General features: G+C 47.2%; 4 protein-coding genes. All 4 read left to right on the top strand.

Features of this window, described 5'->3' with window-relative positions:
• On the top strand, positions 1–2,201 hold a 2,201-nt coding region (locus tag B3M90_RS00065; RefSeq protein ID WP_290781988.1), incomplete at its 5' end, for an MMPL family transporter.
• 84 nt (positions 2,202–2,285) lie between these two features.
• Positions 2,286–3,134: an MBL fold metallo-hydrolase gene (locus tag B3M90_RS00060; protein ID WP_214856093.1), complete on the top strand. Its 849-nt coding sequence runs from the start codon at positions 2,286–2,288 to the stop codon at positions 3,132–3,134.
• Between the two features lie 314 nt (positions 3,135–3,448).
• Positions 3,449–4,153 (top strand): hypothetical protein, encoded by a 705-nt coding sequence (locus B3M90_RS00055; RefSeq protein ID WP_290781986.1) that lies wholly within the window; start codon positions 3,449–3,451, stop codon positions 4,151–4,153.
• A gap of 110 nt (positions 4,154–4,263) precedes the next feature.
• Positions 4,264–5,424: an ROK family transcriptional regulator gene (locus tag B3M90_RS00050; protein WP_214856091.1), complete on the top strand. Its 1,161-nt coding sequence runs from the start codon at positions 4,264–4,266 to the stop codon at positions 5,422–5,424.
• The last annotated feature ends 83 nt before the right edge of the window (positions 5,425–5,507 follow it).

Here is a 5,507-nt window from a genome sequence, read left to right as displayed (position 1 = left end):
AAGCGTTAATCAACGATGACGTTAATACGAGCTCGCAAGAGGGACTGAAGCGGACGGAACTGATTACCGTCGGATTGATTTTCGGACTGCTTCTGCTCGTCTTCCGTTCAGTCGTCACACCGTTCATCCCACTCGTTGCGGTTGGGTTTACGTACCTGATTAGCCAATCACTTGTCGCCTTTTTTGTCGACTGGTTCGGCTTCCCGGTATCGAACTATACGCAAATCTTCCTTGTTGCCATCCTGTTCGGGATTGGAACGGACTATTGTATTTTGCTACTGAGCCGGTACAAGGAAGAGTTGACGGCAGGACACGATGTCGAGACAGCAATCGTCAATACGTATAAGACAGCAGGGCGTACGTTACTAATCAGTGGTCTTGCTGTTCTTGTCGGTTTCTCAGCGATTGGGTTTGCGGACTTCCCAATCTTCAAATCATCGGTCGCTGTTGCGGTTGGGATTGCCGTCCTCTTACTCGTCTTATTTACACTTGTCCCCTTCTTCATGGCGACACTCAAAGAAAAATTATTCTGGCCGTCAAAGAAGGCAGCGAGTCACCAAGATAGCAAACTGTGGTCACATTATGGTGGGTTATCGATCCGTCGTCCTTTACTTGCGATGATCATCGTTGCGATCGTCACGGTCCCGACACTCTTTACGTACGATGATGACCTCTCGTTTAATACTGTCGATGAGATTGGTGCGAAGTATGATACGGTCAAAGGACTGAATGCGATCTCGGATGGATTTGGAGCAGGTGAGTCGCTCCCGGTCAATGTCATTCTTAAGAGCGACAAAGATTTGATTACAGAAAAGACAGTTCCTTATGCGGAACAGTTGAGTCGTGAGCTCGTGAAAATCGACGGGGTCAAATCGGTTCGTTCGATTTCTCGTCCGACAGGCGAAATCATTAATGACTTCTACGTCGATCGTCAATTAAAACAAGTTGCTTCCGGCATGAAGAAAGCAACCGCCGGTCTTACGGATGTTCAGTCTGGTCTGACGACAGTTGAAGACAATCTCAACGGTATTACAGGACAACTACCGGCAGGAGACTCGGCTTCAGCAGGAGCAAGTCAGTTGCAACAAGCAGCAGACGGACTTGGACAGATCAACCAACAGTTGACGCTCGTCGGTCAAGGTCTGCAATCGACTCAAAATATCCCGCAAACCATTGGGACATTAAATGCCTTGTCTGGTCAATTGAGCCAAGTTCAATCTGGCATCAGTCAAGCAGCAAGTGGAATAGCCTCACAAGGAGCACAAGCCGGTCAACTTGGAAGTGGGCTGACACAACTTGCGGATGGTGTTGGTCAAGCAAACACAGGGCTTGCGAAAATTAGTAATGGTCTAGATGACATCTCGAATTTGTTAACCGAGATGGGACAAGCGACATCGATCCGTGGGACAGGTGTGTTCGTACCAAAAGATACGTTATCGGACAAGGCCTTTAAACCAGCAATTGACCGTTACGCGATTGATCAGCAAACCGGATTGAAGTTTGAAGTCATCCTCAAAGATGATCCGTATTCACCAGAAGCGATTCAAACCGTCGCTGCAATCAAAAAGACGACAGCGAATACGATCAAAGGAACACCGTTTGAAGACAGCACCGTCGCATATGGCGGGATTTCAAGCGTTAACAGTGACTTAAACGATACGTCGAAAGCCGATTTCAAACGAACGGTGACGGTCATGCTGATCAGTCTCTTCGTGATTCTAGCAATCATGTTCCGTTCGTTGATCATGCCGTTGTTCATGATCGGTTCGTTATTGCTGACGTATTACACGTCGATGTCGATTGCTGAATTGATTTTCGTCAATGGACTTGGATATGACGGTATCAGTTGGGCTGTTCCGTTCTTCGGATTCGTCATGTTGATCGCTCTTGGTATCGATTATTCGATCTTCCTACTCGATCGTTTCCGGGAAGAGACGATCAACGGACTCGATACGAAGGAAGCGATGTTCCTGTCGATGAAAAAAATGGGGTCTGTCATCATCACGGCAGCGATCATTCTTGCAGGAACCTTCGGGGCGATGATGCCGTCTGGTGTCTTGAGTCTCGTTCAAATCGCGACGATTGTCATCACAGGTCTACTTTTGTATGGATTAATCGTCTTACCACTCTTGATTCCAGCGATTACAGTTTCGTTTGGTAAAGGGGTCTGGTGGCCGTTTCGACCAAACGCTAAAAAATAAGAACTAACCAAACCGGGTTCGTCTTCTAGATGAACCCGGTTTTGTCATGACGTATACTAAGAGCAGATGATAAGGAGGTAGAGCATGCAACACTTCAAACAACTGACTTCACGGATTTGGTATCAGACACCGGTCAGCGAGACGGATCGCCCGATTCTCGCCGTCGTGCGTGGGGAGAAGCATCAATTGATGATTGACGCGGGAAACTCGTCAGCCCATGCCGCTTTGTTTTTAGAAGAAATGAAAAAACACAATCTTGGATCACCTGACTTATTGGCCCTGACCCACTGGCACTGGGATCATATTTTTGGAATGAAACATCTCGGTCTGCCATCGATAGCAACACAGCAAACAATCACCCGCATGAAAGAGATGCAACCATACGCTTGGACGGATGCAGCATTACAAGAACGAATGGATCAAGGGATCGAGATTCCGTTTTGTGCGGATGCGATCAAGCTCGAGTTTGGTACGACACGCGATATTGAAGTCGTCTTACCGACGATTGGCTTTACTGGACAATTGGAAATTGACTTAGGTGGCGTGCAGTGCCAACTGATTGAAGTCGAAAATGATCATGCTCCTGGTAGCCTACTCGTCTACATTCCGGAAGAACGCGTCGTGTTCTTAGGAGACGCGATGTATGCGGATATCTTTTCATCGAAGTGGAATTATACGGTCGAACGGACGAAGCGCTTACTCGCAACAATCGATCGTTTAGAAGCCGATTATTATGTCTGGTCGCATGGAGAAGCGATGCCGAAGTCTGAATTTGAAGAAGAGGTCAACATGTTGCGTCGAGCCATTCGTGTAACGGAAGCGACCGGAGGACGACTGAAGGATATGCGGACTTTATATGCAGAAGAGACAGGACGATCGTTGACGGAAGACGAAACCGAAACATTGATCTATTTTGCAAATGGAGTGAAATGACAGATCGTAACAAGGGATAAAACGGAGGACGTCGAAATAAAAAAGTACTACGAGCTTGTTAAAGGGAGCGGTACTATATGACAAAGCCAAAATTCGAACGGGATGAAACCATCGATCGCGTTTTTTTTTGGAAAAGCGGGCATCTTTTCATTTTTGGTTATCGTGGGAGGCATTCTATATCTACTATATGATCTGTACGTACAATGATCGGAACGCATGCGTTCCGATTTTTTGAATTCAGGGGAGTGCACGAAAACCAGATATTGGGTAATAACTTGCGTGAGACTGTTAGTGAAAGTGAGAGGAGATGTCGGATGAAACGAATTCAAATTGCGGATTTTGATCGACGCATGCCATCGATTGAATTGGTCGAAAAGGATGATCACTATGAAGCGATGCTTGTACCGAGTTATGACCATACGTATCCTTCGACACAAATCCGGACGATCCGCTTAGCGGATATCTCTGTCAATCTGTTTGTCACCCCGGAAGAAACACTACTTGTTTCTGCGCTTTTTCATAAACCGGTTCAAGTGACGGATATCGTTTCCTGGATGCAGTTTTATACGATTAGTTTTGCCCAGTCGGATGAGACTGGTTATTTCGTCGAACAAGCGGATGAAATTTTAGAAGTCGTCTTGTATAAGAAACATCCGATCGTCATCGCGACACGTGGTCAAGATCGATTGTATTACGATACGACGGGAGCAATCGAGGTCCGGCGGGCGACGAATGAATCGGTCGGCGAGCGTCCCTTGCTTTATTTGAACGGGGAAGCCTGGTATGGTGTCCCGCGCTTGTCGTTCAATCGAATGAAGGATGAGCTGCACGTCAATGGAACGTTTTTATATGCGGACTATATGGACGCACACCATGGAAAAATCGGTTTCTTTCGCGAGAATGATCCCTCTCTACCAATCGTTTTGCTCGTCGGTCAGGCAATCGTTGAGATCGAACTGACCGAGAATCCGGACGGTTCACGCGTCCTGATTTTAGAACAACCATATGACGAAGCATGAAAGTGCACAAAAACCGTTCAGCAGATGAACGGTTTTTAAGTGAGACCGTGAAATCCCTTACAAAATATGCGAAGATAGTAAAGAGACAGACCAAAGGGGTTGATGGGGACATGGCGAAAGAAACACCGCGTAATTCTAAATGGATGCGTTCCTATAATCGGGCACTCGTCTTGCGACTGATTCGGATGCATCAACCGATTTCGCGGGTCGAGTTAGCGCAACGGACGAACTTGACGAAGCCGACAGTATCAAACATCGTCAGTGAATTGATTGCAGAACAACTCGTAACGGAGCGAGAGCTTGGGATATCAAATGGGGGACGAAAACCGATCATGCTCGAACTCGTCGCAACAGAACAGTACGTCATCGGTATCGATGCAACAAGTCACCAATTCATCGGTGTCGTTGCGGATTTAAGTGGCAATACGATTCATGAGTCCGAAGCCGTGGGACGCTTTGAGACGAATGAAGAATTGATTGAAGCCATCGGTCGCTTATGCGAGACCTTGATTGCACAGACACAAGGACGGGGAACGATTCACGGTATCGGCATCTCCGTCCATGGGATGGTCAATCCGGAGACAGGTGTCATTCTTTTTGCTCCGCGATTCCATTTACATGACGTTGAGTTGAAGATACAACTCGAAGCACGTTTTGATTATCCTGTCTTCATCGAAAACGATGTTCGAGCACTCGCTTCGTTTGAGCTATTATTCGGTGAAGGTGTTGGGGTCGAACAATTCTTTTATCTCTATGCCGGGGAAGGCATCGGGGGTGCTTATGTGCTCGATGGACAGCTTGTCGACGGACAACATCATATTACGGGAGAGGTCGGACATATGCGTCTTGATCTCGATGGACCGATTTGTTCGTGTGGGAACAGAGGATGCCTAGAAGCATTAGCAGGCGAAAAAGCATTGTTACGGGATTATGCTGTCATGGATCCGCAAGTCATGACGATTGCTGATTTGCGCAAACGGTTAAACGAACGCGATGAACAAGCAGTTCGTACATATGAACGGGCGGGGGAATATATCGGAATCGGTGTCTTGAATACGATTCATCTCCTGAATCCACGCCGGATTTTACTTGGGGGACCGATGTTTGAGCTCGCACCCACGATCGTTGATCAAATCAAGGAACGGGTCGAGCACACGGCGTTGACCGCTGCTTCACGTGAAACCGATGTCAAGATGGTCCCGTGGGGTGAAAAACAAGGAGCACTCAGTGCGGCTGCCCTTGCGACAAATAGTTTATTTCAAACGATTTAATGGGGGCTGACTCAAAAAAAGAATGACGCGTCTTTTCACGCCCTTTCCTCAGGCGAGACACAAGCCAGTTTTCCTGCTTCATT

This window comes from Exiguobacterium sp. UBA6309 (assembly GCF_002439205.1).
Taxonomy (GTDB): Bacteria; Bacillota; Bacilli; order Exiguobacteriales; family Exiguobacteriaceae; genus Exiguobacterium_A.
The sequence above is the reverse complement of the archived record's forward strand: the minus strand, read 5'-3'. Positions and strand labels throughout refer to the sequence as shown.

Excerpts from the sequence above, each read along its gene's own strand:
- B3M90_RS00050 (WP_214856091.1), top strand. The coding sequence starts at position 4,264 with ATGGCGAAAGAAACACCGCGTAATTCTAAATGGATGCGTTCCTATAAT.
- B3M90_RS00055 (WP_290781986.1), top strand. The coding sequence starts at position 3,449 with ATGAAACGAATTCAAATTGCGGATTTTGATCGACGCATGCCATCGATT.
- B3M90_RS00060 (WP_214856093.1), top strand. The coding sequence starts at position 2,286 with ATGCAACACTTCAAACAACTGACTTCACGGATTTGGTATCAGACACCG.